Source organism: Alcaligenes sp. SDU_A2 (assembly GCF_038237375.1).
Lineage (GTDB): Bacteria > Pseudomonadota > Gammaproteobacteria > Burkholderiales > Burkholderiaceae_B > Alcaligenes.
Map to the genome: position 1 here is coordinate 435,768 of NZ_CP151273.1, position 25,041 is coordinate 460,808.

Genomic DNA, 25,041 nt, shown 5'->3' on the forward strand with positions numbered 1-25,041 from the left:
GACGACAGGAATTAAGCGCGGCGCTGCAGGCTTGCCAGAGCCTGCCGGTAGGCCGCAAAGGCCTGTTCTTCCAGGGGGTGCCGTCCGTCTTGCACGCAGGCCGTTCCGCTGACGAACACATCGCGGATCGGGTTGGCATGGGCGCGTTCGGTAAAGACCAGCGCCGACAGCCAGTGTCGGCTGTCCAGTCCGGCCAGAATCGGGTGTTCCAGATCCAGTACCATCAGGTCGGCCTGCCGGCCGGGAGCCAGTTCGCCGCAGCGGCGGCCCGAGGCTTGCGCGCCCCCGTGGGCGGCGGTATCGAACAGATGATCCGCCACAGAAGGCTGTGCGGCGTTGGCCAACACGTTGCGCTGGCGGCGTAGCAAACGCTGGCCGTACTCCAGCAGGCGCAGCTCGGAGCGCCAGTCTACGCAGATATGGCTGTCCGAGCCTATGCCCAGGCGGCCGCCTTCGTCCAGAAATGCGGCAGCGGGGAACAGGCCGTCACCCAGATTGGCTTCCGTGCTGGGGCACAGGCCGGCTACGGCACCGCTGCGCACGATACGCTGACGCTCCTGGTCGCTGATGTGCGTGGCATGTACCAGGCACCAGCGTTCGTTGACGTCGAAATGGTCATGCAGAAAATCGACCGGCCCGCAGCCGTGTTCTTGTCGGCAGGCATCGACCTCGCCGGTTTGTTCGGCAATATGGATATGAATGGAGCGGCAGTGGGGCAGGTGACGCAGCCCGCGCAGCAGCGTATCCAGCGATGACACGGTGACCGCGCGCAGCGAATGCGGAGCCACGCCGTAGTGCCGGTCCTGGTCGGCGGGGTGGCTGGCTTGCAGGGATTCCAGCAGATGCAGCAATTGTGTGGGACTGTTCAGAAAGCGTTTTTGATCATCGCGCGCAGCGACCGCGCCGAAGTTGCTGTACTGATACAGCACGGGCAGCAGCGTGATGGCCAGGCCGGTGCTGCGTGCGGCTTCCAGCACGCCTTGCGCCAGCGCCGTGGCGGGGCGGTAAGGGCGTCCGTCGCGCTGGTGGTGCAGATAGTGAAATTCGCACACGCTGGTATAGCCCGATTTCAGCATCTGGATGTACAGCCATTGGGCAATGGCGTGTGATTGTTCGGGCTCCAGGCGGGCGGCAAAGCGGTACATCAGTTCGCGCCAGCTCCAGAAGCTGTCCTGTCCCTGGCTGCGCCACTCGGCCTGACCGGCCATCGCGCTTTGAAAAGCATGGGAATGCAGGTTGGGCATGCCGCCAAGCACGGCTCCTTGCGCGGCGTACACCCGGCCTGCGGCTTGAATGTCGGTCGTGCCGGCGTGTGGGATCACATGGGTCAGGGTGCCTAGCGCATTCCAGCGCAGCAACACATTGGCCTGCCATTGACCCGCCAGCCGTGCCCAGGGGGCCAGAAGGGCATCGTGATGGCGCAGCAGGCTCATGATCTGTGCTTGCGCAGGTCGCGGCTGATACGGCCATGTTGCACAACCAGAGCGCAGCGCGGCAGGCCCAGCCAATACACCAGTTCGGCCAGGGACTGGACATCCCAGGCCACGAAGTCGGCGCGCGCGCCGGGTGTCAGTGTGCCGGTAATGTCGGGGTCGCCCAGTGCCAGTGCCGCGTGGCGGGTGACGCCGGCCAGTGCTTCGGGCACGGTCAGGCGAAACAAGGTGCACGCCATATTCAGCATCAGCAGCAGCGAGGTACAGGGCGAGGTGCCGGGGTTGCTGTCTGTGGACAGGGCCATAGGCACGCCATAGCGGCGCAGTAGGGCGATGGGTGGGCGCTGCTGTTCGCGCAGAAAGTAAAAGGCTCCGGGCAGCAGCACGGCCACGGTACCGGCCTGTTTCATGGCCCGAACGCCGGACTCGTCCAGAAATTCCAGATGATCGGTGGACAAGGCGTGGTAGCGGGTGGCCAGAATGCTGCCGCCCAGGTTGGAGAGCTGTTCGGCATGCATCTTGACGGGCAGGCCCAGAGCCTGCGCGGTCTGCAGAACCCGCTCGGACTGGCCCAGGTCAAAGCCGATGCGTTCGCAAAACACATCCACGGCGTCGATCAGGCCTTCCTGCGCCAGGGCGGGCATCATGTCCTGGCACACCCGATCCAGATAGTGGTCGGGGCGTCCGGCGTATTCCGGCGGCAGCGCATGGGCCCCCAGAAACGTAGTGCGCACGGTGACCGGACGCAGCTCGCCCAGGCGGCGCGCTACGCGCAACATCTTGCGTTCGCTGTCGGTATCCAGACCGTAGCCGGACTTGATTTCGATGGCGGTAACCCCTTCGTCCAACAGGGCGTCCAGGCGGCGCAGGGACTGCGCCAGCAAGGCGTCGTCGTCCAGTGCGCGGGTGGCCTTTACCGAAGAAACAATCCCCCCTCCCTGGCGGGCGATGTCCTCGTACGACACGCCTGCCAGCCGCTGGGCGAACTCGTGGGCGCGGTCGCCGCCGTAGACCAGATGAGTATGGCAGTCGATAAGGCCGGGCGTGACCCAGCGACCGTCCAGCTCGTGTGTCTGTGCGGGGCGGCTCCAGCGTTCGGGCAGTTGCGCGCGTGGACCCAGCCAGGCAATGCGCCCGTCCTGTTCGACCAGGCAGGCATCATCAATCGTGTTGGCCGGATCAGCATCGGGGGCCAGGCGCAGGCGGGTCCACAGTGTGTAGCTCATGTCGGCTCCATCAGGAGGGGGCATCGATGGCTGCGTGTACCAGAGCGGCTGGCGTCGTGTCGGTCAGGCAGCGCAGTCGTACCGGGGCGCTGCATTCCGCCACCAAGGCCTGGCCGGCGCTCAGACGCCAATCGTGTCCGTCCAACTGTAGCTGATAACGGCCTTGCGCCGCGTACAGCACATGAAAGCCGCTGTTCAGCGTGGCGCTGGATTTGTCCGAGCCATGCCAAGCGTGCAGGCGGCCCTGGGCCCGTCCGCGCCGCAACATCAGGTTCAGATCCAGTACACAACCCTGTGGCTGGGAGCGCATGCTGGCTTCGCCAGCAAAGGTGTATGGCTCCAGGGGAAGGAGCGTGTGGGTGCTGTTTTGCTCGTTGTCGTGCAAGAGCATGCTCTTGCCTTCAATCAGCACGATGTGTCTGTCTACCCCAGGGAAAAGAGAAAACTGTCCCGGGCCGGAAACCAGCGCAAGGCTGATGCGCCAGTCAAAATCGGCGAATCCGGCACCGGGCGGGTGGCAAGCGATTTCGCGCAGTGAACCGCCGCCATTTTTCCAGGGCTGCTCGGGCAGGGTGTTGACCTGTAGCAGTTGAGCCCGGCAGGCGGAAGAAGAATGACGCATGGCGAACAGACTCCACAGAACAGAAATTGTCTAGACAATAAGCTAATCTAATCGCAACCCCGTTTCCGCTCAATCTCCTGCCTGCCGACAGGCGGGGTTTTCAGGGTAAATCCCAGGGTGGCACGCCTGTGGCCCTTGCGCTGCAAGCCGCTTGGTGGCAAGGTAGAGCAAGCCCTCCGGTCCCGGAGACGCATCAAAATGCTCAAGATCAGCGCCGCGTTGCGCCAAACGATGCAAGATGGCGGCTTTATCGCTTATCTTGCGATAATCTACAAACCTAAAGTTTGTCTGTGAAGTTTTAATCGTTCTATTTCAGGACTGTTCCGCACCATGGATTCCCTTTCCCAGCCTTTTACCTTTTCCCAGCGCGCCCAGAAACTGACCGGCTCTGCGATTCGTGAAATTCTCAAAGTCACTGCGCGGCCCGAGATTATTTCCTTTGCGGGCGGCCTGCCTACGCCGGCCGGCTTTCCTGTCGAAGAAATTCATCGCGCGTTCGACAAGGTACTAAGCGAACAGGGGCGGGTGGCGCTGCAGTACGCCACGACCGAAGGCTATCTGCCGCTGCGCCAGTGGCTGGCCGACCAGATGACGGCCGAGGGCGATGTCGTCAGCCCGGACGAAGTCCTTCTGGTCAACGGCTCGCAGCAGGCGCTGGACATGCTGGGCAAGCTGTTCATCGATGAAGGCAGCAAGGTGCTGGTGGAATCTCCCACCTATCTGGGTGCTTTGCAGGCGTTCTCGCTGTACGAGCCGTCCTACACCTCCATTCCTACGGACGAACAAGGCATGTTGCCCGAGTATGTGTCCTCGCCCGAAGCGGCGGGTGCCCGCATGCTGTATGCATTGCCCAATTTCCAGAACCCCACCGGCCTGCGTTTGGCGCTGGAACGCCGTCAGGAACTGGTGGAGCGCTGTGCCGCGGCCCGCATCCCCATTATCGAAGACGACCCGTACGGCGAACTTCGCTACGCGGGCGAACGCCTGCCCAGCCTGCTGTCGCTGGGCCGCAAAGCCGGTGCCACGGTGGTGCGCCTGGGCACGTTCTCGAAAGTGCTGGCTCCTGGCCTGCGCCTGGGCTATATCGTTGCGCCGCGCGCCATTATCGACAAGCTGGTGCAAGTGAAACAGGCGACCGATCTGCATACCTCTACCTTGACGCAGATGGCCGTCTACGAAGTCGTGCGCACCGGCTTTTTGGACAAACACCTGCCGACGGTGCGCGATCTGTACCAGAAGCAGTGCGGCTATATGCTGGACGCCATGCAACAGCATTTCCCCGCCAGCGCCAAGTGGACCCATCCCGAAGGCGGCATGTTCATCTGGGTGACGCTGCCCGAGCACATCGACGCGACCGTTCTGCTGCAAAAAGCCATCGACAAGCTGGTGGCCTTTGTGCCTGGCGAACCTTTCTACGCCGGTGCCGACGTCAAGCGCAACACGCTGCGCCTAAGCTTTGCGACCGTGCCCGAGGAAAAAATTCGCGAGGGCATCGCCATCTTGGGTAAACTCATCTCCGAAGCCTGATTGCCGTGCCATGCATCTGTTTTGGCCATTGCGCGCCAGAACCGATGCGGATTCCAGGTGCATCAGCGCTGTCATTTTCCGGGGGCGGCCATGCCGGCTCCGGTTCGTAGCCCAAATCCACGGCCTACCCTCCCTCTGGAGGGTAGGCCCGTTGTCGGCCTGTAGTTAACGCTGCTGGCTCAGGTTTTGCCGTCATGACACCTCCACCCGCTTCCGATGCCTCGCGGCGTCCCGATCTTTCCGACATGCGCCCGGCCGACGACTGGGTGGCCCGGTATTTGCCTGCATCCTGGGGGCCGTATGCGCGCCTGTGCCGCCTGGATCGCCCGGTCGGCACCTGGCTGACCTTGCTGCCGGCTATTGCCGCGCTGGTGCAGGCGGCCGATGGCCTGCCTACCTTGTGGCGTCTGGTGATTTTTTCATTGGGTGCCTTGTTGATGCGCGGCATAGGCTGCTGTTTCAACGATATGGCCGACCGCAATTTCGATCATCAAGTCGAGCGCACGCGCTTTCGTCCTCTGACCAGCGGCCAGATCACCATGCGTCAGGCCGTGATATTCGTCATTGCGCAGATTGCGGTCTGCGCCTTGTTGCTGCTGGCGATCAACGAGTACAGCCGCTGGCTGGCGCTGGCGCTGTTCCCGATTGTCATGATCTACCCGCTGTGCAAGCGTTTTACCTACTGGCCGCAGGTCGTGCTGGGTATTTGTTTTAACTGGGGCATGTTGATGGCCTGGTCCGACACGCACAACATGGTGCCGTTCGGGGCGGTGTTGATGTGGGTGGGGGCCATTTTGTGGCAGGTGGGGTACGACTCCATCTATGCCTATATCGATGTGGCCGACGATACCAAGCTGGGCCTGCATTCGACGGCGCTGCGCTTTCGCCAGGCGGGCAAGGCCTGGATCAGCGGTTTTTATATTGCCGGCATGGCGTGCTGGCTCGTGGGCGGCTATCTGCTGAACGAGCGCATCCTGTATTACGTCGTCATGGCGATTATTGCTGCGCACCTGATCTGGCAGATGCGCCATTTCGATGTGCGCTACCCCGAGCGCGGACTGCGTTTGTTTCGCGCCAATATCTGGGTGGGCGTGCTGCTGGTTGTGGCGGCCTTGGCCGGCACAGTAAGCCTGGCATGATGCAGGCCCAACCGATTTCAATATTGCTATAAAGGTTTGAGTAATGGCTACTCCACTCGAGATCGTTGCAACGGCGCTGTTTGCCATCGCAATCATCCACACCTTCTCCGTTCCTGTTTTTGCCCGCTTGGCCAATAAAGGCGGCAGCCACGAAGGACTGTGGCACATGCTGGCCGAAGTCGAGGCGGTATTCGGCGTCTGGGCCTGCGTGCTGGTGGCCTATATGGCCGTGTTCCTGGATCTGGATTCGGCCATTCAATACCTGGAAAGCCGCAATTTCACCGAACCTATGTTCGTGTTTGCCATCATGGTGGTCGCCGCCAGTCGACCCATCCTGGAGATGGTCAACAAGATCGTGGCAGTGCTGGCGCGTGCCTTGCCCATGTCGGACAAGATATCCACTTACCTGATCACCATGTCGGTGGTGCCCCTGGCCGGTTCGCTGATTACCGAACCGGCAGCCATGACGCTGGCGGCGTTGTTGCTGCGCAAGGAATACTTCCGACACCAGGGCCATGCCGGTTTCAAGTACCTGACGCTGGGCGTGTTGTTCGTGAATATTTCCATCGGCGGTGTCTTGACGGCCTATGCCGCACCGCCTGTCCTGATGGTAGCCAACACCTTTGGTTGGGACACCGCCTATATGGCCACGCATTTTGGCTGGCGCGCCGTGGTGGCGGTGTTTATCAATGCTGGTCTGGCCACCTTCGTGTGCCGTAAGGCCTTGCTGGAAATGGGGCAGGGCGTAGAAGATACCCGGCAGGCGCAAAAAAATGTGCCGTTGTCGGTCATGCTCATTCATATCCTGTTCCTGGTGGCGATTGTGCTGGGCGCGCACCATCCCATCGTGTTCATGGCCTTGCTGATGCTGTTTATCGGCTATGCCCATGCCTACAAGCACTACCAGAACCCGTTGATGGTGCGCGAAGGCCTGATGGTAGGTTTCTTTCTGGCCGGTCTGGTGGTGTTGGGCGGTTTGCAGAAGTGGTGGCTGCAGGATCTGTTGGGCGGCTTGTCGCCCACGGTGCTGTTCTGGGGCTCCACGGCCTTGACGGCGATTACCGATAATGCCGCCCTGACGTATCTGGGTTCGTTGGTGGAAGGCACCAGTGATGTCTGGCGTTATATGCTGGTGGCCGGTGCCGTGACCGGCGGCGGCCTGACAGTGATTGCCAACGCGCCCAATCCGGCCGGTTTTTCCATTCTGAAAGGCAATTTTCCGGATGGATCTATTTCTCCGGCACGCCTGCTGGCCAGCGCGGCCATTCCTACCCTGGTGGCGGCCACGATGTTCTTGTTGCCTGTCTAGGGGGGCTCTGCTTGGGCCGGGGCCTGTGTCGATGAACAGTGCCACCGGCTTGCAAACGGGCTAAAATCACGGGCGCAGCGCCTGTTCTTTCAAGAACCGGGGAGTTTTGCACAGGCTCCTCAGACCCGCGTTGTTCATCACGAACTTTGTTTCAGATTTTTTTTAGTTAAGGTTGAGTCGTGCCTATTTATTCGTACAAATGCAGCGCGTGCCACTACGAAAAAGATGTGTTGCAGAAAATGTCGGACCCCGTTCTGGAGGTCTGTCCCGAGTGTGGTCAGTCGTCCTTTAGCAAACAGGTGACGGCGGCAGGATTCCAGCTCAAAGGCTCGGGCTGGTATGTAACCGATTTCCGTAATCAGGGCGGCAGCAAGCCGTCCGACAGCAAACCGGCCGATAGCGGTTCTTCCTCTAGCTCCAGTTGATCGTTCCATGCGTCCTTTCAAGCGTTATTTCGTCACGGGCCTGCTGATCTGGGTTCCTCTGGTCATCACTATCTGGGTGTTGACCTTGCTGATTGATACGCTTGAAAGCGTCGTGCCGGAGTTTCTGTCTTCGCAGGCCTTGTTCGGCCTGCGCATTCCGGGATTCCGTATCGTATTTGTCTTGCTGGTGTTGTTCGGCACAGGCTTGTTGGCGGCCAATTATCTGGGCCGCGCGGTGGTGGATCGCTGGGAATTATTGCTGGGACGCATTCCTTTGGTGCGTTCGATTTATAATTCAGTCAAGCAAGTCAGCGACACGGTGCTGGCACCGGATGGCCAGGCGTTTCGCGAAGCCGTGCTGGTGCAGTATCCTCGGGCCGGCTCCTGGACCATCGCTTTTTTAACCGGTGCGCCGGGCGGCGAAGTGGCCCGGATGCTGCAGGGCGATTTTGTCAGTGTCTACGTTCCCACCACGCCTAACCCCACATCGGGCTTTTTTCTGATGATGCCGCGTGGGGACGTGCATAAGCTCGACATGACCGTGGACGCCGCGCTTAAATATATTGTTTCCATGGGCGTGGTGGCCCCTGCCGAACCGGCCGCCCTGCCCGTTGCTTCCGGCAAGCCGGACGGCCCCGATGGTGCGCCGCCGCAGGCCGGAGCCTGAACTTTCCAATTTGCAGTCTTTACTATTTCGGAGTCATCCTAGATGCGTACGTGTTATACCGGCGAGGTTTCCAAAGAATACCTGGGCCAGACGGTCAATTTGTTTGGCTGGGTACATCGTCGCCGCGACCACGGGGGTGTGATTTTCATCGATCTGCGCGACCGTGCCGGCCTGGCCCAGGTGGTGGTCAATCCCGACAACGTGCAGGCTTTTGAAACCGCCGAACGCATCCGTAACGAGTACTGCCTGCGCATCACCGGCCGCGTTCAGGCCCGCCCCGAAGGCACAGTCAACCCCGATCTGCGTTCGGGCGAAATCGAAATCGTCTGCGACGAAATCGAAATCCTGAACGCTTCGGTCACACCCGCCTTCCAGCTGGACGATGACAACCTGTCCGAGACCACGCGCCTGACGCATCGCGTCCTGGATCTGCGCCGCCCGCAGATGCAGAACAATCTGATGCTGCGCTACAAAGTCACCATGGAAACGCGCAAGTTCCTGGACGAGCTGGGTTTTATCGACATCGAAACCCCCATGCTCACCAAGAGCACGCCCGAAGGCGCGCGCGATTATCTGGTTCCCTCGCGTGTCAACGCCGGCGAATTTTTCGCGCTGCCCCAGTCGCCCCAGCTGTTCAAGCAAATGCTGATGGTGTCGGGCTTTGACCGCTACTACCAGATCACCAAATGTTTTCGCGACGAAGATCTGCGCGCCGACCGTCAGCCCGAATTTACCCAGATCGACTGCGAGACGTCCTTTCTGAACGAAGTCCAGATCCGTGAAATCTTCGAGGGCATGGTCACCCATATCTTCAAGACAGTGCAGCAAGTCGAACTGCCGCAGCCATTCCCCACCATGAGCTGGACCGAAGCCATGCAGCGTTTTGGCTCGGACAAGCCCGATCTGCGCGTCAAGCTGGAGTTTGTGGACGTGGCCGATCTGCTGCGCGACGTGGACTTCAAGGTGTTTTCCGCCCCGGCCAACGACCCGGCCTGCCGCGTGGTGGCCTTGCGCGTGCCCGGCGGTGCCAGCATGCCCCGCAGCGAGATCGACGCCTACACCAAGTTCGTGGGCATTTACGGTGCCAAGGGCCTGGCCTACATCAAGGTCAACGATGCCGCTGCCATTCCCGAAGGGTTGCAGTCGCCTATCGTCAAGAACATCCATGTGGATGCGCTCAAGCAGCTTATCGAGCGTACCGGCGCGCAAAGCGGCGACCTGATCTTCTTCGGCGCCGACAAGGCCAAGGTGGTCAACGATGCCATCGGCGCACTGCGCATCAAGATCGGTCACAGCGACTTCGGCAAAGAGAACGGCCTGTTTGACAACGTCTGGAAGCCGTTGTGGGTGGTGGATTTCCCCATGTTCGAGTACGACGAGGACGAGAACCGCTACACCGCCGCGCACCACCCCTTTACCAGCCCCAAGGACGGCCACGAGGATCTGCTCGAAACCGATCCAGGCAAAGCCTTTGCCAAGGCTTACGACATGGTGCTCAACGGTTGGGAAATCGGTGGCGGTTCGGTCCGTATTCACCGTGCCGATGTGCAGAGCAAGGTGTTCCGCGCCCTGAAGATCGATGCCGAGGAAGCGCAATTGAAATTCGGCTTCCTGCTCGACGCCCTGCAGTATGGCGCGCCTCCGCATGGCGGCCTGGCCTTGGGTCTGGACCGTCTGGTCACCATGATGGCCGGTGCCGATTCCATCCGCGACGTCATTGCCTTCCCCAAGACCCAGCGCGCCCAGTGCCTGCTGACCCAGGCACCGTCGGCGGTGGACGAGAAACAGCTGCGCGAGCTGCATATCCGTCTGCGGGCGGTCGAAACCAAGTAAGTCTGTGTAGGGGGACGACGTGTCGGTGATACGGGTAGTCAGCTACAACATTCACAAGGGCCGGTCGGCCTCCGGCAAGCGCGAGTCTTTGTCCGACTTGCGTCTGGGGCTGTACGGCCTGTCCCCCGACTTGCTGTTTTTGCAGGAAGTGCAGGGCCGCAACCAGTTGCAGGGCAGCCTGGATGCCCAGCACGAATCCTTGGCGGCGGCGCTGCACATGCATACGGCCTATGGCTGCAATGTGGTGCGCCAGCACACCGACCACGGCAATGCGCTGTTGTCGCGTTTCCCTATTCTGCAGTACGAAAACCAAGACATCTCGGACCACAGGCTGGAGCAGCGCGGTCTGCTGCACGCTGTAATCGAGGTCGATGGCCGGCCTGTGCATTGCATCGTGGTGCATCTGGGTTTGTTCAACAACGGCCGTGTGCGTCAGGTTCAGGCTTTGCTGGACCGTATCAAGCGTATCGTGCCGGCCGACGAACCCTTGCTGATCGCCGGCGATTTCAACGATTGGAATAACCGTCTGGCCCCGATTTTCGTGCAGCAACTGAATCTGTACGAAGTCTTTTCGTTTTCGCCCAAGGGGCAGGCCGACCATCGTTTCAAGCTGCGGCGTCCCATCAGTTGGTTGCGCACCATGCGTCAGGGCATCATTCAGCCGGCAGGCGGCATTCAGTTGGGCGTCAATGGTGCGGCGCGCATGACCCCGCCGCCACGCACCTTTCCGGCGGTGTTTCCCTGGCTGCGGCTGGACCGTATCTATCAGCGTGGTTTTGCCGTGCGCAATGCGCGTGTGCTGGTGGGCGATCCCTGGAAGCAGTTGTCGGATCATGCGCCCATTCTGACCGAGCTGGAGCTGCCCTGACGGGCAGGCCCGTACCGTGGCGGACGTATCAGGAGCCTACTTCGCATGCCACGCCTGAAACCTGATCCGGTCTGGCACGAGGGCAACCGGATTACGCTGTTGCAGAACGGCCAGGACTTTTTTCCGGCCATCTGTCAGGCGATGGCGCAGGCGCAAAGCAGCATCCATCTGGAAACCTATATCTTCAATCTGGATGACAGCGGCCATCGTGTGCTTGATGCGCTGCGCCAGGCCAGTGACCGGGGCGTGCGCATCCGGGTGGTCATCGATGGTTTTGGCAGTGCCCGCCATGCGCAGCAGATAGGAGCCCAATTGCGCGCCATGCGCGTGCGCTATCGTATTTACCGGCCCAACCCGCGCGGCTGGCGCGAACCGCGCCTGTCGCTGCGGCGGCTGCGCCGCCAGCACCGCAAAATGTTGGTAGTGGACGAGCGCATCGGTTTTGTAGGCGGCATCAATGTCCTGGACGACTTTGACGACGTACCGGTGCTGAATGGACGGACACACCCGCGTTTTGACTTTGCAGTGCGGTGCGAGGGCCCTATTGTCGACGATATGGTGCGTGCCCAGCAGGCGCTGTGGTTGCGCATGGCTTGGCGCCGACGTGGTGACTGGAGCAGCTTTACCCAGCGTTTTGTGCAGTGGCGCGAACGGCGGCAGCGGCGTCGTCAGGGGCTTGCTTTGCAGACGGAGCCGGTTCAAGATGGTCTGCGCGCGACCTTGCTGTTGCGCGACAATGTACGTCATCGTCAGCAAATCGAAAAAGCGTATCTGCGCCTGCTGGAGACGGCCCGCAGCGATGTGATCCTGGCCAATGCCTACTTCTTTCCCGGTCGTACGCTGCGTCATCAGCTGGAAGCCACGGCTGCCCGAGGCATACGGGTGCGCTTGCTGCTCCAAGGCCATGCCGAGTATTTTTTGCAGTATCGGGCTTGCCGTTATATGTATGGGCAATTGCTGGACGATGGCATCGAGCTGTACGAATACAACGCCAGCTACCTGCACGCCAAGGTGGCGGTGGTGGACGACTTTGCGATGGTGGGTTCGTCCAACCTGGACCCGTTCAGCTTGTTGTTGGCGCGCGAGGCCAATGTGTTGATTGACGATGCCGGCTTTGCTGCCGACCTGCGCCAGCGCTTGGAACGGGAGCTGCGAGAATGCTCCACCCAGGTTACGGCGCAGCAGTTTCGCCGCTTAGGGCCGTTTAGCCGTCTGGTCGATTATCTGGCCTATGGCATGTTGCGGCTGGGTGTGCTGCTGACCGGCAAGTCTTCGCTGTATTAGGTCTGTCACGGTGTGCGTCCGGGCACCATGGACCGAATCAGACCGGTTCGGGCCGGGGGAGCGGATTGCCGCGTGTCATCAGACTGCCGCAATCGCTTGGTACGCTGGGTTTGCCTTGTGTGCTGTGTGTTTTTTATGTGACTGGGGTTGTTTTTCTCCATCAGGCGGGAACTTTTTCTTGCTGTAAGGCTCTTAATCCTGTATTGAAAATTCTTAGCACTCCATATCTTAGAGTGCTAAACTCAATTGATTGTCCCTATACGTTTCGTCCGGCTTCAGGTCGAGCTTTTGGTTCCCGCCAGCCGGTTTTAGAAGGATTTTCCATGACACAACAAGCGAACGCTTTGGCCCTGGCGTCTGGTAATGAACTCGTCGCTGCGGTTTCCAATCCAGGTGCATTGGGCACGATCGAAGCGTATATTTCCGCCGTCAACCGTTTGCCTTTGCTCAGCGCCGAACGCGAAACCGAGCTGGGGCAGCGTTTGCGCGACCAGGGCGATCTGGACTCCGCCCGCGAACTGATCATGTCGCACCTGCGTCTGGTGGTGTCTATTTCCCGCCAGTACTTGGGTTATGGTTTGCCGCATGCCGACCTGATCCAGGAAGGCAATGTGGGCTTGATGAAAGCCGTCAAGCGCTTCGATCCGGATCGCGGCGTACGCCTAGTGTCTTTTGCCGTGCATTGGATCAAGGCCGAAATCCACGAATACGTGGTGCGTAATTGGCGCATGGTCAAGGTGGCGACCACCAAGGCGCAGCGCAAGCTGTTCTTTAACCTGCGCCGCATGCGTCCCGATGGCCAGACACTGGATTCCACCCAGGTCGATGCCATTGCCCGCGAATTGGATGTCCGCCCTCAGGATGTCAGCGAAATGGAAGTGCGTCTGTCCGGCCGGGACATGGCGCTGGAAGCTCCTAGCGACGATGACGACAGCTTTGCGCCTATTTCCTACCTGTCCGACGATGGCCACCAGGAACCATCCCGTGTGCTGGAGCGCCGTGCGCAGGATATGTTGGAAGGCAGCGGTCTGGAAGAGGCCATCGCTGCTTTGGACGAACGCTCTCAGCGCATTGTGCGTGCCCGTTGGTTGCAGGACGATGGCGGTGCCACGCTGCACGAGCTGGCTGCCGAGTTCGGTGTGTCGGCCGAGCGTATCCGTCAGATCGAGGCGGCAGCGTTCAAAAAATTGCGTCTGGCTTTGGCCCAGGCGGCTTGAGTCTTAAATCGTTACAACTTTATCGGGAAATCGAAGAACTTACGGGGCGACCAGCGGACTAACTAATACATGTGTTGATTTTTGCCACTTACGCAATGCAATACGTGTCGTCCGCTTCGGCTTCTCCTCTTCCCCTCCCTTTTGAAGCGGATGTTTATGGGACACCAGCAAGGTGTCCCTTTTTTTGTCCTGCAAAAATGCGTTTGGGTGGATCTGTTATTGATCCGAATGCGTGCTTCGTATGCCGCCGCTCAAGCTGGCATGCAAGGTCGTCTGGGCTGACGGTTTGCCGGTGCTGCGCACCGGTGCCCTTGTCAAGCACACGGGCCGGGCGGGTCGTGAACTCGGAGCGCGATTCGTCCCCCGGACGAATCGCAAACGTGCTCCTCTAACAACACGCCCCTTGCTCCCCGGCCCGTGTGTTTGCCGGCGGCAAACCGCCTGACCCGCCCCGCCGACCTTGCATGCCAGCTTGAGCGGCTCTTAATGAGTACAGTGAGAATCAATGGCTCAGAATGCCTTGTGTCTTCATGGTAGACGCTACTGATAGCCCGCTCGCTGTGTCTACGACGAGCCATGTTGAGCCGTTCGGACTTCCTGTGGTTGCGGGAGGGCGAATTGAAGTGCTTGCCGCAGGTGGGGGATCGGGCCGGGAGACAAGCGCCGTTCTGTTTGCGCCCGACGCTTGTGATGCGTCCGGGGGACGCATCACCGGGTAAGTTAACGGCGCGCCCGGGTCGATTCACCGACCAGGGAACCGGTGCGAAGCACCGGCAAGCGCTTAGCCCGAACGGAACCACAGGAAGTCCGAATGGCGGCTCCAGGTTTGTTGTTGAGCAACACGTAGCTTGACACGTCCAGTCTTCCCCCACCGACAGCCCCGTCCAGGCCCGCCGCCGGCAGGGTATGGGTGTCGTCAGAAGGACAGTGCCGCTTTCAGCCAGACCGTGCGGCCCGGGTCGTTGAAACGGGTCGCCGCCCCAAAGCCGAAGCCGCTGTTGCCAGCCAGATTCAGGTGCTCGCTGTAGGCTTTATCGAACACATTGTCCACACCGGCAGTCAGGGACAGATGACGGTTGATCTGATACCCCCCGTACAGCGACAAGGTGCCGAAACCGGCGCTTGGGCCGAAGTCGTAGCCCACTACATTACCTTGGCCACGGGCATACCGGCGCTGGGCGGCCACCAGACGCCAGACACCGCCGGCCGACCAGGCCCCGCGTGCATAGTCGGCGCTCAGGCGCAGATCCAGTGGCGGCATCTGGGGCAGTGGACGGCCGTCGCTGCGGTTGCGACCCCAGGCATAGGCCAGCGTTGCGCCCAGCGTCCAGTCCTGGCTGGCCCGGATGTCCGCGCCTACTTCCGCGCCCATGATGCGGGCCTGGACATTGCGCGCCTGTGCGCCTGCCATGCCGCTTTGCGGGTAGTCGAACAGGATGTAGTCCTGGATATGCCCTGCATAGGCCGATGCCCAGGCCGTCAGCGTATCGCTCTTGTACTGCGCCCCTATGTCCAGTTGGGTGGTTTTCTCGGGTTGTATCCCCAAAAAGGCACTGGCGCTGCCTTGCGGCCCGCGACGTGGCGAGAACAGTTCCCAGTAATCGGGCATGCGTTGCACATGGCCCAGACCAGCATAGAGGCTGAGCGGCACGGAATCCAGATCGTGTTCCCAACGCAGAAAGCCGCTCGGCAGGGTTTCGCGCCGTTGCTGGCCGGCACCCGGGTTAGGCCTGCTCATCATGCCGCTGCCCAAGGAGGTGCGCCAATCTTTGACGCCGGCCTTGTCCAGTCGGGCGCCGCCGATCAGACGCGACCTGTCGCTCAGCTCCCAGCGGGTTTCGGCAAATAGCCCTAAATGATCGAATTCCGCGTCTTTGACGCGGGTCTGGTCCCGATAATCCTGACTGCCCATCGCACTGCGCTTGCGGTGGCGGCTGCGTTGCATATCCAGGCCGGTCGTCAGGGTCAGATCCGCGCGCAGCGCCCAGTCCGCGCTTAGACGCGCACCCCAGGTCAGACGATCCACATTGGAGGCCATGGGCATGGACATGCCGCCGCCCGGCTTGAAGGGGCGTAGTTCATAGTTGTCCATGACGTGATCGGCGTAGTTGTAGTAGAGCTGGGCCTCGATGGCGCGCAGCAGCCCCTGATCCATGTCTTTCTGAAAGCGTAGGCCCAGGGTTTCGCGCTTGAAGCGGGTGCCGTCCATACCGCGTCCGGCATAGCGTGCATAGCCGTCGCCCGTGCCTGCGCTCAGCTCCAGCACGGTATCGGGGTCGGGCGTCAGGCCCACGGCGATATCCGTATTCCATTTTTTCCAGCGGGAAGGCACGCGCTGTCCGTTGCCGTCCTTGTAGTCTTGGGCGCGGTCCTGGTTGGCGGTCAGGCGGGCATAGTAAGCGGCATTGCCGGCGGTAAAGTCCACATTACCGGCGTGTCGGCCCCAGGAGCCGCCCAGCAGGCTGGCTTGCAGTGTCGCGTCCGGTCCCGTAAACCTGGGCGGTTTGCGCTCGAAGCGCACGGTGCCGGCGGACGCGCCCGGCCCCCAGCGCACACTTTGCGGGCCTTTAATTACGTTCAGCTCGTCAAAGGATTGCGGCGAAATATACGAGGTGGGCGCGTCCATGCGGCCTGGGCAGGCACCGGGCATGGCGCTGCCGTTGGCCAGTATGGCCAGGCGCGACCCGAACATGCCGCGCAGCACCGGATCGCCGTTGCTGCCGCCATTGCGTATGGCGGCAAAGCCGGGGATGGTTTTCAGGTAGTCCGTGCCATCGCTGGCCGGCAGCGGTAGGCGCGGCAGTCTGGGGTTGGTGCTGAACTGCAAGGGGGATTCGGGGGCCACGCCGGTGACGACGATGGGGCTTAGTGTCTCGACGGAGGGAGGCTGGGCCTGGACAGGATGCGCTGTCCAGGCCAGGACGCCGGCACTGATCAGGCCGGGTGTGACAAATTTCTTCATGACTCAATTCCAGGGCACGCCACTACGCCTGCGGCAAAGCCGCAAGGGGGAGGGCGTCAAATGAAAATGGGCGCGCGGCCAGGGCCGTGCGCAGACGATCAGGCAGGAAGAAAACGAGGGGGAGCGCGTTGGCCCACAGGCGGGCCGCGAATAAACGCCTGGTCCAGAATGGGCTTGGCGGCCGGCAGCAGCAAGGGCCGGAAGCGGCCGCTGTGCAAAGGAGCAATCGGTGCCAGGGCTGCGGGCATCAGGGACGCCAGCAGCATCGTGGCGAAAGGACAGGTGGCGCTGGTGGTTGCCTGTTCGTGGGATAGATCGGTGTCCTCCCCCATCAGGGCGGCCCATTGGCGCGCCGCTTCGGGCGACAGCGTCTGTCCGGCCGGCAGGCAGAAGGTCAGGGCGTAGCCTTGCTCGGTCTGCCGGGGCATGTAGCCGGCGGGTACGATGCCGCGCAGCAGCACCGCCAGCAGCAACAGGCACAGGCCCAGACGGCGGGGCCAGAATGCAGCGGCGGACAAGGTGCGCGGAAAGCTCATGGCTCGAAAGTATAACGATTTGTGACGCTGCTGAATTTGTCCTGGCGCAGATTTTTCTGACAGAAAAAACGTAAGTTTTGGTAGAAAACGGGCTCTTGCCGACAGTCCGGTCATTAAAAGGCGCTATGCTAAACCCCACGGAAAGTAGGGGAGTTTGCCGTGCCGATCTGGCCTGCTCCAAGGCCATGCCTGGTGGTGATGCATGTGCAGATCGGCTGGTGACCGATCGTTAAGGACGTAGCAATGCAGATTGGGCAGTTTGTGTTCGGATTGGCGGGCTTGCTGGCCTTGGTGGCTTTCATGCCGCCACTGGCGGGGCGTTTGCGCCTGCCGTATTCGGTTCTCCTGGCCCTGATCGGTTTTGCGCTGGGCATTGTCTTGCACTTGCATGCCGGCGCGCCCAAGTTCATGGCAGATTTTTTCGATACGCTGCAGGCGTTTGATATTTCCTCCGAGACCTTCCTCTACGTTTTCCTGCCCATTTTGCTGTTCGAGACCTCGTTGTCCATGAACCTGCGGCGCTTGTTGGACGACATCGGCCCGATTCTGATGATGGCCATTGTTGCCGTGGTGGTCTGCACCGTGGCGGTGGGTTATGCCCTGGATGCGGCGTCGTCTTATGGCCTGGTCGTATGTCTGATGTTGGGTGCCATCGTGGCCACTACCGACCCTGTGGCCGTGGTCGGGGTGTTTCGCGAAGTGGGTGCGCCCAAGCGGCTGTCTACCCTGGTCGAGGGCGAGGCCCTGTTCAACGATGCCGCTTCCATCGCCTTGTATTCGGTGTTGCTGGCCGTGTTGACCGGCGGTGGGGAACTGTCCGGCGGCAAGGTGTTGAACAGCTTTCTGTTCAGCTTTCTGGGCGGCGCTTTGGCAGGTTTTCTGATGGGGCGTTTGTCTAGCAGTCTGTTTGTTTTGCTGCGCGGCTGGCCTTCGGCCGAGGTGACACTGACCATTGCCCTGGCCTATCTGGCCTTTTTTGTGTCAGAACACTATCTGGGTGTCTCCGGCGTGGTGGCGACGGTCATTTCCGGCTTGGTGGTGGGTTCGACTGGACGTACCCGCATGTCGCCTGCCACCTTCGAGCTGATGAGCAGTTCATGGGCGCAGATGGGTTTTCTGGCCAACTCCTTGATCTTCCTGTTTGCCGCCATGCTGATTCCGCGCATGATGGCGGAAATGACCTGGACGCAAGTGGGCCTGATCGGGCTGTTGTTCGTGGTCACCCTGATGGCGCGCGCCGTGATGGTGTTCGGCGTGCTGCCCATGCTGGGACGCACGCGTTTTGGTACGCGGGTCAGTCGGCCTTATCGCAAGGTCATTTTGTGGGGCGGGCTGCGTGGCGCGGTGTCTCTGGCCCTGGCTTTGGCGGTCACGGAACAGCACGCCGTGCCGCACGATGTGCGCCAGTTCATCGGCGTGGCGACCACCGGTTTTGTATTGCTGACCTTGTTTGTCAACGGCATGACCCTGCGGCCCTTGATCCATAGGCTGGGTCTGGACCAGTTGACGCCGCTGGAGCGGCACTTGCGGGATCAGGCCGTCAGTCTGGCGCTGGAGGACTTGCGCGACAAGACCGAGGAGCTGGCACGTCAGGAAAAAATCAAACCGCAGGTCACCCAGCATCTGTGTACTGTGTTCGAGGCCAGTCAGGCCAGCGTGGCCTCCGGGCAGATCCAGAGTTTGACCGAGGCACAGAAGATCAAGATAGGCATGGCGATCCTGTCGGCCCGCGAAGTGGAGTTGTTCTACGATCTGCTGAAGTCGCAGATCGTGGACTGGAAAACGGCCGAATCCTTGTTAAGCCGCGCCGAACGCATGAACGATACCGTACGCCAGGGCGGATTGACTGGCTTTGAATCGGCCATTGCGGCCGATCTGCGTTTTTCCTACGGGTTCCGCTGGGCCCTGCGGCTGCACTATTTGTTGGGCGTGCAGGGGTGGCTGGCACGCGAGTTGGCCAAGCGTTTTTCCAATCTGATTGCCAAACGCTCGGTGGCCGAGCGCCTGATCCGTTTTGCACGCGAAGAACTGCCGCCCTTGCTGGGCCAGCAGGCGACCGAAACCATTGTGCAGGCGCACCAATTGCGCCTGATGCAACTGGAAGACGCCATGCACTCGCTCAATCTGCAATACCCCGTATTTGCGCAATGGTTGCAGGAATCGTATCTGGCGCGCTCCGCCGCTTCGCAGGAACGGACACGCTATCGCGATATGCTGTCGCATTCGCTGATTACCGGCGAGATGTACTCGGATCTGGTCAAGCAGATCAATCAGCGCTGGCAGTATCTGGATAAGCGGCCTGCTCTGGACATTGCCATGAGCGCAGCCGAATTGATCGGCCGTGTGCCTATGTTCGATGGTTTGCCGGAAGAATCCAAGCAGCGCCTGGCCAAACGCCTGCGGCCCCGACTGGCGCTGCCGGATCAGAAAATCCATCTGCGTTTCGGCGGCATGCGCGCCATGTATTTTGTGGCCTCGGGCGCGGTGGAAACCACGCTGCCCGATGGCAGCACGGTGGAGCTGGGCACGGGCGAGATCTTTGGCGAGGTCAATCTGGTCGAGCACACCGACTATGCCGGCGTAGTGCGCTCATTGGGCTACAGTCGCTTGTTGATGCTGACCGAGCGCGATTTCGATGGCCTGCAGGCCAAAGACCCTTTGCTGCGCGAGAAGATAGAAACCGTCGTGCGCCAGCGTCAGCGGGCCTATCAGGTCTGGAAAGAGTTCGAGTCCGGTCAGCGTCAGCACGAGCCTTTGCCGCCGTTGTTTGGGCTGGCGCATACATTGAGCCAGGCCGAAAGTTTTGTGGGGCCGCTGCAGCCGGGTGGTGAAATTCCTATCGTGACCGAAGCTTCTTAGTCCAGCAGCAGGCGCACGTCGTGAGCGATTTCTTCCGGCGTGGCATCGCCGCGCAGCAGCGAACGGGCCTGGCCAGTTTGGTCGATTACATAGAACGACGAGGAATGGTCCATGCTGTAGTGCGCCGATCCGGCTGCGCCCGAGCGCGCATAAAACGCCTTGAACGAGCGCGCCGTGCGCGCAAGCTGGTCGGCGCTGCCGGTCAGGCCCACAAAGTCGGGGCTGAAGGCGTCCAGGTAGGTGCGCAGCAGCGCCGGTGTGTCGCGCTGCGGGTCCACGCTAATCATGATGGCCTGCATCTTCTCGGCGTCCTGGCCCAGTAACTGCTGGGCCGCATGCAATTGGGCCAGCGAGGTCGGGCAGACGTCCGGGCAGTGCGTAAAACCGAAAAAAACCACCAGTACTTTGCCGCGATAGTCGTCGAGCCGGCGGGTCTGGCCGCTGGTATCGACCATTTCCATGTCCTGCCCGAAGTGCGAACCGGCAATATTGCTGCCTTGGAACGCAGGCTGGGCGGGTTCGGGCGTGCAGGCGGACAGCAATAGCCCCAGCGCGGCGACGCAAACAAGGCGTTGCCAGGAAACAGGAAAAGGGTTGGGCATGACAGCGGACGTAAAAAGGTCGGACAGACCTTCAGAGTAACCGAACCCAGTGATCCAGTAAAAGCGCGCCGAACAGCAGGGCCAGGTAAATAATGGAGTAGCGGAACAGCGCGCGCGCCAGCTCGTCGCTGTATTGGCGGTGTAACTGGTGGGCATACTGGATGAAGCGCGCGCCCAGCAGTATGGCGGCGGCCAGATACAGCGGCCCGCTCATGCGGATCACAAACGGCAACAGAGTGCCGGCCAGCAGAATATAGCTGTAGAGCAGCACGTGCAGCGTGGTAAAGGTCTGACCGTGGGTGACGGGCAGCATGGGCAGGCCCGAGCGCTGGTAGTCGTGCTGGCGGTACAGGGCCAGGGCCCAGAAGTGGGGCGGGGTCCAGATAAAAATGATCAGCACCAGCAGCCAGGCTTCGGCGGGCACAGAACCGGCCACGGCCGCCCAACCCAGGGCGGGTGGCATGGCACCAGACAGGCCGCCGATGACGATGTTTTGCGGCGTCAGGGGCTTGAGGATGATGGTGTAGATGACGGCATAGCCGATAAAGGTGGCCAGGGTCAGCCACATGGTCAGGGCATTGACCCAGTAGTACAGCACCAGCATGCCCAGGCCGCCCAGCAGACCGGAAAAAATCAGGACTTGAGTGGGGGTGATGGCACCGCGCGCGGTGGCCCGGCGGGCCGTGCGCAGCATGCGGGCATCGATTTTGCTTTCAATCAGACAGTTCAGGGCAAAGGCGGCAGCGGCCAGCATCCAGATGCCGATTGTGCCGGCAATGACGGTGCCGGGGTCGGGCAGGCCGGGCGAGGCCAGAAACATGCCGATGACGGCGCAGAAAACAGCCAGTTGGGTGACGCGAGGCTTAGTCAGAACCAGATACTGGCGCAGCAGCGAGGCGTGGGCGAGGGTAGCGGTGGTTGTCATACTGTGTTCCTTGAAGGACAGTCGACGGGCGGGACAGCCGTACCAGCAGGGTGACGCCAGTCAGTACCAGACCGGCGGCCCCCCCATTATGCAGGACGGCAATCAGAAGAGGCCACTGGAAAAAGATCGTGGTTAACCCCGTGAAAAGCTGCGCCAGCAGGAGCAGTAGCACCAGCGTGGCCGGACCGCGCAGGGCCGGATCGGCGCGTAATTTCCAGGCTACCGTCCCCAGCAGCAGGAACACGGCAAAGGCCATATTGCGGTGTACCCAGTGGATGGCGGTCAGCGCGGCCTGCGAGATCATTTCGCCCGAGGGCAGCTCGCCCAGGGCGCGGAACAGCGAAAAGCCGCCGTGCAGATCCATGTCGGGAATCCACTGGCCGTGGCATTGTGGAAAGTCCATGCAGGCCAGGGCCGCATAGTTGGTGCTAACCCATCCGCCCAGCCCGATTTGCGCGGTCAACAGCAGCAGGGCGGCAATCAGCCAAGGGCGCAGACGACGCGTGGCGGCAGCAGCGGGCGGGCCGGCGGTTTCGCGTGCAGCCAGCCAGGTCATCAGGGCCAGCACCCCCATGCCGCCCAGCAGGTGCGTGGTGACGATGATAGGCATCAGCTTGTGAGTGACGGTCCAGGCACCGAATGCCCCTTGCAGGCAGACAGCCAGCAAGGTGAAGCTTGCCAGGCGGGCCGAGTGGCCCAGTGCGTGGCGGTGCCGCCAGGCCATCCAGACGATGGCGATAATCAACAGTCCCAGCGCTGCGCCCACATAGCGGTGGATCATTTCGATCCAGGCCTTGCCCCAACTGACCGGGCCGTAGGGCATGGCCTGATAGGCCTGTTCGATATGCGCTCCTGCGCCCAACGGGCTGAATTTGCCGTAGCAGCCGGGCCAGTCCGGGCAGCCCAGGCCCGAATCGGTCAGGCGCACGAACGCGCCGAACATGATCAGGTCCAGGGTCAGGAACCAGGTCAGGTAGACCAGCTTGCGGTAGCGGCGGCGCAGGGCTGTCATGCTTTATCCGATGCGCGAGTTGTTCAGCAGCTTACGGATGTCCGTGCGCACCTTCAGGGGGTCGGCATCGCCGGGGAACACCATCATTAGGTTGCCGTTGGGATCGATGATCCACATGCCGTCTTTCAGGGCTTGCAGGGCATCCGTGCCGTTCGCCCGAGGCGTCAGGAAAGCGGCCAGTTGCTGCGGGTCAGCGCGCAGCATGTGCGTGCCCTGGTAGGCGTGCAGAATTTGTTGGTCGGGCTGACCCCGGTCGGTCAGGAACCAGACGCGGGCCAGACGCTCCACGTTCTTGCCCTGGCTGGCGTGGGAATTGCGCAGGATGAACAGTTTGCGCACGCAGCTTTCGGGGCAGGCGCTGGCGTCCGCGCTGACCAGCACCCAGCGCCCGCGTAGCGATTGCAGATCGAAAGGCCGACCGTCCAGGCTGTTCAGGTGCAAGGCCGTGCTGTCCGGCGCGGGGCGTTGCGGCGTGATCAGTCGGCCATAGGCATTGCTGTCGTCGGGGCGCAACCCCAAGCCGGGGATGTAATAGGCAGCCAGAGCGAACAGAACCGGGGCCAGGCTGACGGCCAACAGCCAATACAAGGGGGTCATGGAGCGCGGGCGGGCGGGGTGTCGGGTCGTCGTATCCACGTCAGGCTTTCCTTGTCGTTGAGGGCGCGCGCCAGGTGCGCCGCAGCCATTTCCACGCTACACCCAACCAAGCGCACAGGGCAATCAGGGCAAAACCGAACCACTGCAGGGCGTAGCCGTTGTTTTTTTCAAAATCGATGTTCGGGTCGGGCCAGTCGGTCAGCAATGCCCCAGAGGGACTGGTCTGTGCCAGAACGACCGCTTGCATTTTTAATCCGCTGCGCGCGCTCAGTTCGTTCACGGTCAGGTTTTGGACCACAGGCAGCGTGCCTGCCGGATCGGGCAGGGTGGCGGGCAAGGGGGATGCGCCCAGCTCGAACAGACGCGGTACGCGTTCGAGCAGTTCGCCTTCGATGTGTTGCGGCCCGCCCGGCACGGCGGGCGGGCGCGGCGGCCGGCCGGGCTGGCGCGCCAGCCAGCCGCGCAGCACCAGGATGGCGCTGCCGGTCAGTGTGCCCTGGTCCAGCACAAAGGGCGTGGCGACCCAGTAACCGGGCTTTCCTTTGAAATTGCGATTGTCCAGGAGTACAGTTAAATCGCCGCGCCATGTTCCTTGCAAGGCGATGGTCTGCCAGAAGCTGCTGTGCTCCAGCCCGACTTGGGAGTCCACGTGTACCGGTGCTTGCTCGCGGCCATGCGCGATCTGCTCGGCCAGTGCCCGGCGTTCTTGGGCACGGTCCAGTTGCCAGCGCCCCAGGCTGACGAACAAAATCATCAGCAGGCCCAGGGCGATCAGGGCAAGCAGGGAACGACGGCTGGAAAAACGTGTGGTGCTGGACATCTCTGAACCCTGAAGCGAGGTGCTTGATGCGTATGCTCGTACTGGTGGTTTTTCTCGGAATTGTCGGGTCGCTGGCCAGTGCGCTGGTCTATCTGATGAAGGACAGGGGCAATTCTAGTCGCATGGCCTATGCGCTGACCTGGCGGGTAGGTTTGTCGGTGGCCTTGTTCTTGTTCGTGTTGCTGGCCCATCATTGGGGGTGGATAGAAAGCACGGGGGTGCCGGTTGGCGGTTAAGGTGGCAGGCCCGGCTGGCCGGGCCCGTTCAGCCGCCATCAGAACCAGTAAACGTACAGATACAGTCCCAGCCATACTACGTCCACAAAGTGCCAGTACCAGGCCGCGCCTTCAAAGCCGAAATGGTGCTCGGCGGTGAAATGGCCGCGCATCAGGCGCAGCAGCATTACGCTGAGCATGGTGGCACCGATAATGACGTGAAAGCCGTGAAAGCCGGTCAGCATGTAGAACAGCGCGCCATAGGCCCCGGAGGTGAACTTCAGGTTCAGTTCGGTGTAGGCGTGGTGGTATTCGTAGGCCTGGCAGGCCACAAATGTAAAGCCCAGGGCCACCGTCAGAAACAGCCAGAAAATGGCGCTGCTGCGCTTGCTGGCGCGCAAGGCGTGGTGGGCGATGGTCAGCGTGACGCCCGAGGACAGCAGCAGTGCGGTATTGATGGTAGGTAGCCAGAACGGACCCACGGTCTGGAATGCGGCAATGGTGCCGGCCGGGCCTTGATTGGGCCAGGTGCCGGAAAAATCGGGCCACAGCAAGGTGCGGTGGTCCAGGTCGCTGAGCAGGGGGGTGGCGATTTCGCGCGTGTACCATAGTGCGCCGAAGAAGGCCGCAAAGAACATGACTTCCGAGAAGATGAACCAAGACATGCTCCAGCGATAGGACACGTCCACCCGCGTGCTGTTCAGGCCCGCCTCGGATTCGCGGATGGCATCGCTGAACCAGAAGTACAGCACCAGCAAAAAGCTCAGGATACCGACCAGAAACAACCAGAAGCCACCCGACCAGTTGTTGATCCAGGTGGCCGCGCCCAGCAAGGTCAGGCACAGGGAAACACTGGCGCGCACCGGGTGTCCGGACAGGCCGGGTACATAATAGTACGGTGCCTTGGAGGCATGGGCCGTGGGTTGGACATGCATATTGTTCTCCCTGTTCGCCCTTGGGGGC

The 25,041-nt window shown here is 61.4% G+C and carries 22 protein-coding genes; 11 read left to right on the forward strand and 11 right to left on the reverse strand.

Annotated elements, in window-relative coordinates; translation table 11 throughout:
* Positions 1-11 precede the first annotated feature (11 nt).
* Genes AADW57_RS02005 through AADW57_RS02015 form a run of 3 tightly spaced genes read right to left on the reverse strand, consistent with a single transcriptional unit; the run spans position 12 to position 3,281 of the window.
* Positions 12-1,433 (reverse strand): formimidoylglutamate deiminase, encoded by a 1,422-nt coding sequence (locus tag AADW57_RS02005; protein ID WP_341668387.1) that lies wholly within the window; start codon positions 1,431-1,433, stop codon positions 12-14.
* The gene (hutI, locus tag AADW57_RS02010; RefSeq protein WP_341668388.1) at positions 1,430-2,659 is read right to left on the reverse strand and encodes an imidazolonepropionase; all 1,230 of its coding nucleotides are present in this window, start codon (positions 2,657-2,659) and stop codon (positions 1,430-1,432) included. The genes AADW57_RS02005 and hutI overlap by 4 nt, the downstream gene beginning before the upstream one ends.
* Before the next feature lie 10 nt (positions 2,660-2,669).
* Positions 2,670-3,281, reverse strand: a complete 612-nt coding sequence (locus tag AADW57_RS02015; RefSeq protein ID WP_341668389.1) for a HutD/Ves family protein — start codon at positions 3,279-3,281, stop codon at positions 2,670-2,672.
* A gap of 330 nt (positions 3,282-3,611) precedes the next feature.
* On the opposite strand from AADW57_RS02015, the gene AADW57_RS02020 reads away from it, so the two are divergent.
* The 9 genes from AADW57_RS02020 to rpoH all read left to right on the forward strand — a co-directional run bounded on the left by AADW57_RS02020 (position 3,612) and on the right by rpoH (position 13,550).
* Positions 3,612-4,808, forward strand: a complete 1,197-nt coding sequence (locus tag AADW57_RS02020) for an aminotransferase-like domain-containing protein (RefSeq protein ID WP_341668390.1) — start codon at positions 3,612-3,614, stop codon at positions 4,806-4,808.
* 194 nt (positions 4,809-5,002) lie between these two features.
* Positions 5,003-5,947, forward strand: a complete 945-nt coding sequence (ubiA, locus tag AADW57_RS02025; protein ID WP_341668391.1) for a 4-hydroxybenzoate octaprenyltransferase — start codon at positions 5,003-5,005, stop codon at positions 5,945-5,947.
* 43 nt (positions 5,948-5,990) lie between these two features.
* Positions 5,991-7,256 carry a putative Na+/H+ antiporter gene (locus AADW57_RS02030; RefSeq protein WP_341668392.1) on the forward strand — a complete coding sequence of 422 codons (1,266 nt, stop codon included), beginning with the start codon at positions 5,991-5,993 and terminating at the stop codon, positions 7,254-7,256.
* A 179-nt stretch (positions 7,257-7,435) separates the two neighbouring features.
* On the forward strand, positions 7,436-7,681 hold the full coding sequence (locus AADW57_RS02035; RefSeq protein WP_341668393.1) for an FmdB family zinc ribbon protein: 246 nt from the start codon (positions 7,436-7,438) through the stop codon (positions 7,679-7,681).
* Between the two features lie 7 nt (positions 7,682-7,688).
* Positions 7,689-8,348: a DUF502 domain-containing protein gene (locus AADW57_RS02040; RefSeq protein WP_341668394.1), complete on the forward strand. Its 660-nt coding sequence runs from the start codon at positions 7,689-7,691 to the stop codon at positions 8,346-8,348.
* 42 nt (positions 8,349-8,390) lie between these two features.
* Positions 8,391-10,181, forward strand: a complete 1,791-nt coding sequence (gene aspS / locus AADW57_RS02045; protein WP_341668395.1) for an aspartate--tRNA ligase — start codon at positions 8,391-8,393, stop codon at positions 10,179-10,181.
* Positions 10,182-10,200: 19 nt separating this feature from the next.
* On the forward strand, positions 10,201-11,049 hold the full coding sequence (locus tag AADW57_RS02050) for an endonuclease/exonuclease/phosphatase family protein (RefSeq protein ID WP_341668396.1): 849 nt from the start codon (positions 10,201-10,203) through the stop codon (positions 11,047-11,049).
* Positions 11,050-11,094: 45 nt separating this feature from the next.
* Entirely contained in the window at positions 11,095-12,333 is a 1,239-nt protein-coding gene (gene clsB, locus AADW57_RS02055) for a cardiolipin synthase ClsB (protein WP_341668397.1), read from the forward strand.
* A gap of 233 nt (positions 12,334-12,566) precedes the next feature.
* On the forward strand, positions 12,567-13,550 hold the full coding sequence (rpoH, locus tag AADW57_RS02060) for an RNA polymerase sigma factor RpoH (RefSeq protein WP_445819169.1): 984 nt from the start codon (positions 12,567-12,569) through the stop codon (positions 13,548-13,550).
* 916 nt (positions 13,551-14,466) lie between these two features.
* Here the strand turns inward: rpoH and AADW57_RS02065 are convergent.
* Positions 14,467-16,512 carry a TonB-dependent copper receptor gene (locus AADW57_RS02065; protein WP_341668399.1) on the reverse strand — a complete coding sequence of 682 codons (2,046 nt, stop codon included), beginning with the start codon at positions 16,510-16,512 and terminating at the stop codon, positions 14,467-14,469.
* Between the two features lie 98 nt (positions 16,513-16,610).
* On the reverse strand, positions 16,611-17,048 hold the full coding sequence (locus AADW57_RS02070) for a DUF2946 family protein (RefSeq protein ID WP_341668400.1): 438 nt from the start codon (positions 17,046-17,048) through the stop codon (positions 16,611-16,613).
* Positions 17,049-17,291: 243 nt separating this feature from the next.
* Between AADW57_RS02070 and AADW57_RS02075 the strand changes: the two genes are divergently transcribed.
* Complete coding sequence (locus AADW57_RS02075) at positions 17,292-19,907, forward strand: cation:proton antiporter (protein WP_341668401.1); 2,616 nt, start codon at positions 17,292-17,294, stop codon at positions 19,905-19,907.
* On the opposite strand, the gene AADW57_RS02080 is transcribed toward AADW57_RS02075, so the two are convergent.
* The 5 genes from AADW57_RS02080 to AADW57_RS02100 are packed head-to-tail and all read right to left on the reverse strand — an operon-like array spanning position 19,904 to position 23,863.
* Positions 19,904-20,509 (reverse strand): SCO family protein, encoded by a 606-nt coding sequence (locus AADW57_RS02080; RefSeq protein ID WP_341668402.1) that lies wholly within the window; start codon positions 20,507-20,509, stop codon positions 19,904-19,906. The two genes, AADW57_RS02075 and AADW57_RS02080, sit on opposite strands and share 4 nt — an antisense overlap.
* A 31-nt stretch (positions 20,510-20,540) precedes the next feature.
* The gene (gene cyoE / locus AADW57_RS02085; protein ID WP_341668403.1) at positions 20,541-21,434 is read right to left on the reverse strand and encodes a heme o synthase; all 894 of its coding nucleotides are present in this window, start codon (positions 21,432-21,434) and stop codon (positions 20,541-20,543) included.
* Positions 21,373-22,446, reverse strand: a complete 1,074-nt coding sequence (locus tag AADW57_RS02090) for a COX15/CtaA family protein (RefSeq protein WP_341668404.1) — start codon at positions 22,444-22,446, stop codon at positions 21,373-21,375. The genes cyoE and AADW57_RS02090 overlap by 62 nt, the downstream gene beginning before the upstream one ends.
* Before the next feature lie 3 nt (positions 22,447-22,449).
* Positions 22,450-23,043, reverse strand: coding sequence for an SCO family protein (locus AADW57_RS02095; RefSeq protein WP_341669640.1), 594 nt, complete (start codon positions 23,041-23,043; stop codon positions 22,450-22,452).
* Between the two features lie 40 nt (positions 23,044-23,083).
* Positions 23,084-23,863, reverse strand: coding sequence for an SURF1 family protein (locus tag AADW57_RS02100; RefSeq protein WP_341668405.1), 780 nt, complete (start codon positions 23,861-23,863; stop codon positions 23,084-23,086).
* A gap of 26 nt (positions 23,864-23,889) precedes the next feature.
* On the opposite strand from AADW57_RS02100, the gene AADW57_RS02105 reads away from it, so the two are divergent.
* Complete coding sequence (locus tag AADW57_RS02105; protein ID WP_341668406.1) at positions 23,890-24,099, forward strand: twin transmembrane helix small protein; 210 nt, start codon at positions 23,890-23,892, stop codon at positions 24,097-24,099.
* 38 nt (positions 24,100-24,137) lie between these two features.
* On the opposite strand, the gene AADW57_RS02110 is transcribed toward AADW57_RS02105, so the two are convergent.
* The gene (locus AADW57_RS02110; RefSeq protein WP_341668407.1) at positions 24,138-25,013 is read right to left on the reverse strand and encodes a cytochrome c oxidase subunit 3; all 876 of its coding nucleotides are present in this window, start codon (positions 25,011-25,013) and stop codon (positions 24,138-24,140) included.
* Positions 25,014-25,041 lie beyond the last annotated feature (28 nt).

What these genes read in the sequence shown, in the direction of transcription:
- AADW57_RS02015 (WP_341668389.1), bottom strand. Translation starts at nt 3,281, where the DNA reads ATGCGTCATTCTTCTTCCGCCTGCCGGGCTCAACTGCTACAGGTCAAC.
- AADW57_RS02030 (WP_341668392.1), top strand. Translation starts at nt 5,991, where the DNA reads ATGGCTACTCCACTCGAGATCGTTGCAACGGCGCTGTTTGCCATCGCA.
- AADW57_RS02075 (WP_341668401.1), top strand. Translation starts at nt 17,292, where the DNA reads ATGCAGATTGGGCAGTTTGTGTTCGGATTGGCGGGCTTGCTGGCCTTG.
- hutI (WP_341668388.1), bottom strand. Translation starts at nt 2,659, where the DNA reads ATGAGCTACACACTGTGGACCCGCCTGCGCCTGGCCCCCGATGCTGAT.
- AADW57_RS02040 (WP_341668394.1), top strand. Translation starts at nt 7,689, where the DNA reads ATGCGTCCTTTCAAGCGTTATTTCGTCACGGGCCTGCTGATCTGGGTT.
- clsB (WP_341668397.1), top strand. Translation starts at nt 11,095, where the DNA reads ATGCCACGCCTGAAACCTGATCCGGTCTGGCACGAGGGCAACCGGATT.
- AADW57_RS02080 (WP_341668402.1), bottom strand. Translation starts at nt 20,509, where the DNA reads ATGCCCAACCCTTTTCCTGTTTCCTGGCAACGCCTTGTTTGCGTCGCC.
- AADW57_RS02100 (WP_341668405.1), bottom strand. Translation starts at nt 23,863, where the DNA reads ATGTCCAGCACCACACGTTTTTCCAGCCGTCGTTCCCTGCTTGCCCTG.
- AADW57_RS02065 (WP_341668399.1), bottom strand. Translation starts at nt 16,512, where the DNA reads ATGAAGAAATTTGTCACACCCGGCCTGATCAGTGCCGGCGTCCTGGCC.
- AADW57_RS02110 (WP_341668407.1), bottom strand. Translation starts at nt 25,013, where the DNA reads ATGCATGTCCAACCCACGGCCCATGCCTCCAAGGCACCGTACTATTAT.
- ubiA (WP_341668391.1), top strand. Translation starts at nt 5,003, where the DNA reads ATGACACCTCCACCCGCTTCCGATGCCTCGCGGCGTCCCGATCTTTCC.
- aspS (WP_341668395.1), top strand. Translation starts at nt 8,391, where the DNA reads ATGCGTACGTGTTATACCGGCGAGGTTTCCAAAGAATACCTGGGCCAG.
- AADW57_RS02090 (WP_341668404.1), bottom strand. Translation starts at nt 22,446, where the DNA reads ATGACAGCCCTGCGCCGCCGCTACCGCAAGCTGGTCTACCTGACCTGG.
- AADW57_RS02095 (WP_341669640.1), bottom strand. Translation starts at nt 23,043, where the DNA reads ATGACCCCCTTGTATTGGCTGTTGGCCGTCAGCCTGGCCCCGGTTCTG.
- AADW57_RS02070 (WP_341668400.1), bottom strand. Translation starts at nt 17,048, where the DNA reads ATGAGCTTTCCGCGCACCTTGTCCGCCGCTGCATTCTGGCCCCGCCGT.
- AADW57_RS02005 (WP_341668387.1), bottom strand. Translation starts at nt 1,433, where the DNA reads ATGAGCCTGCTGCGCCATCACGATGCCCTTCTGGCCCCCTGGGCACGG.
- cyoE (WP_341668403.1), bottom strand. Translation starts at nt 21,434, where the DNA reads ATGACAACCACCGCTACCCTCGCCCACGCCTCGCTGCTGCGCCAGTAT.
- AADW57_RS02105 (WP_341668406.1), top strand. Translation starts at nt 23,890, where the DNA reads ATGCGTATGCTCGTACTGGTGGTTTTTCTCGGAATTGTCGGGTCGCTG.
- AADW57_RS02020 (WP_341668390.1), top strand. Translation starts at nt 3,612, where the DNA reads ATGGATTCCCTTTCCCAGCCTTTTACCTTTTCCCAGCGCGCCCAGAAA.